This is a genomic window from Stenotrophomonas sp. GD04145 (assembly GCF_029835135.1).
Taxonomy (GTDB): domain Bacteria; phylum Pseudomonadota; class Gammaproteobacteria; order Xanthomonadales; family Xanthomonadaceae; genus Stenotrophomonas; species Stenotrophomonas maltophilia_P.
The window spans coordinates 1-2,500 of the sequence record NZ_JAODZG010000087.1; the positions used below are offsets into that span (position 1 = coordinate 1).

A 2,500-nucleotide genomic window follows, 5' to 3' on the forward strand; every position below is an offset into this window, starting at 1 on the left:
TGCGTTTCACTTCCGAGTTCGGGATGGGATCGGGTGGTTCCACAGCGCTAATTTCACCAGGGAGGCTTTTGGAGCGTCGCACTCGTCCCGAGGGACAAGGCGCCAGCCTCGCATAGTTCTTGTGACGTAGCGTGCACTTGGATGCTCTTACGACGTTGTCGTAAAGCCAAGGCAACTTGAGGTTATATGGTCAAGCCGCACGGATCATTAGTATCAGTTAGCTCAATACATTGCTGTACTTACACACCTGACCTATCAACCACGTAGTCTACATGGTTCCTTCAGGGGGCTTGTGCCCCGGGAGATCTCATCTTGAGGCGCGCTTCCCGCTTAGATGCTTTCAGCGGTTATCGCTTCCGAACATAGCTACCCGGCAATGCCACTGGCGTGACAACCGGAACACCAGAGGTTCGTCCACTCCGGTCCTCTCGTACTAGGAGCAGCCCCTCTCAAATCTCCAACGCCCATGGCAGATAGGGACCGAACTGTCTCACGACGTTCTGAACCCAGCTCGCGTACCACTTTAAATGGCGAACAGCCATACCCTTGGGACCGACTACAGCCCCAGGATGTGATGAGCCGACATCGAGGTGCCAAACACCGCCGTCGATATGAACTCTTGGGCGGTATCAGCCTGTTATCCCCGGAGTACCTTTTATCCGTTGAGCGATGGCCCTTCCATACAGAACCACCGGATCACTAAGTCCTAGTTTCCTACCTGCTTGATCCGTCGATCTTGCAGTCAAGCACGCTTATGCCTTTGCACACAGTGCGCGATGTCCGACCGCGCTGAGCGTACCTTCGAGCTCCTCCGTTACTCTTTAGGAGGAGACCGCCCCAGTCAAACTACCCACCATACACGGTCCCCGACCCAGATAATGGGCCCAGGTTAGAACGTCAAGCACGACAGGGTGGTATTTCAAGGATGGCTCCGCCACAGCTAGCGCCATGGTTTCATAGCCTCCCACCTATCCTACACAGACGAACTCAACGTTCAGTGTAAAGCTATAGTAAAGGTTCACGGGGTCTTTCCGTCTTGCCACGGGAACGCTGCATCTTCACAGCGATTTCAATTTCACTGAGTCTCGGGTGGAGACAGCGCCGCTGTCGTTACGCCATTCGTGCAGGTCGGAACTTACCCGACAAGGAATTTCGCTACCTTAGGACCGTTATAGTTACGGCCGCCGTTTACTGGGGCTTCGATCAAGAGCTTCGCCTTGCGGCTGACCCCATCAATTAACCTTCCAGCACCGGGCAGGCGTCACACCCTATACGTCCACTTTCGTGTTTGCAGAGTGCTGTGTTTTTGATAAACAGTCGCAGCGGCCTGGTTACTGCGACCCTCTTCAGCTATAGCTCGCATGAGCCACCAAAAAGGGTGCACCTTCTCCCGAAGTTACGGTGCCATGTTGCCTAGTTCCTTCACCCGAGTTCTCTCAAGCGCCTGAGAATTCTCATCCTACCCACCTGTGTCGGTTTACGGTACGGTCTGCGTAAGCTGAAGCTTAGGAGCTTTTCCTGGAAGCGTGGTATCAGTGACTTCGCCTTAAAGGCTCGTCTCGGTGCTCGGTCTTAAAGGATCCCGGATTTGCCAAAGATCCAAACCTACCGCCTTTCCCCGGGACAACCAACGCCCGGTACACCTAACCTTCTCCGTCCCTCCATCGCACTTACGCGAGGTGCAGGAATATTAACCTGCTTCCCATCGACTACGACTTTCGTCCTCGCCTTAGGGGCCGACTCACCCTGCGCCGATTAACGTTGCGCAAGGAAACCTTGGGCTTTCGGCGTGCGGGTTTTTCACCCGCATTATCGTTACTCATGTCAGCATTCGCACTTCCGATACCTCCAGCGGACTTCTCAATCCACCTTCGCAGGCTTACGGAACGCTCCTCTACCGCGCATAACAAAGTTATGCACCCCAAGCTTCGGTTCAGTGCTTAGCCCCGTTAAATCTTCCCCGCAGACCGACTCGACCAGTGAGCTATTACGCTTTCTTTAAAGGGTGGCTGCTTCTAAGCCAACCTCCTGGCTGTCTGTGCCTTTCCACATGGTTTTCCACTTAGCACTGAATTTGGGACCTTAGCTGTGGGTCTGGGTTGTTTCCCTTTTCACGACGGACGTTAGCACCCGCCGTGTGTCTCCCATACAGTCCGTCTCGGTATTCGGAGTTTGCAATGGTTTGGTAAGTCGCGATGACCCCCTAGCCATAACAGTGCTCTACCCCCGAGAGGATACATATGAGGCGCTACCTAAATAGCTTTCGAGGAGAACCAGCTATCTCCGGGTTCGATTAGCTTTTCACTCCTAATCACACCTCATCCCCTACCTTTGCAACGGGAGTGGGTTCGGGCCTCCAGTGCGTGTTACCGCACCTTCACCCTGGGCATGACTAGATCACCCGGTTTCGGGTCTACTGCCCGCGACTATGCGCCCTTATCAGACTCGGTTTCCCTTCGCCTCCCCTATACGGTTAAGCTTGCCACGAACAGTAAGTCGC

General features: G+C 54.3%; 2 rRNA genes (1 of these 2 cut by a window edge). Both read right to left on the bottom strand.

Features of this window, described 5'->3' with window-relative positions:
• Positions 1 to 61 (bottom strand): 5S ribosomal RNA (gene rrf, locus N7367_RS19230); the annotation flags it as partial.
• A gap of 125 nt (positions 62 to 186) precedes the next feature.
• Positions 187 to 2,500 (bottom strand): 23S ribosomal RNA (locus tag N7367_RS19235) (it continues 566 nt past the right edge of the window).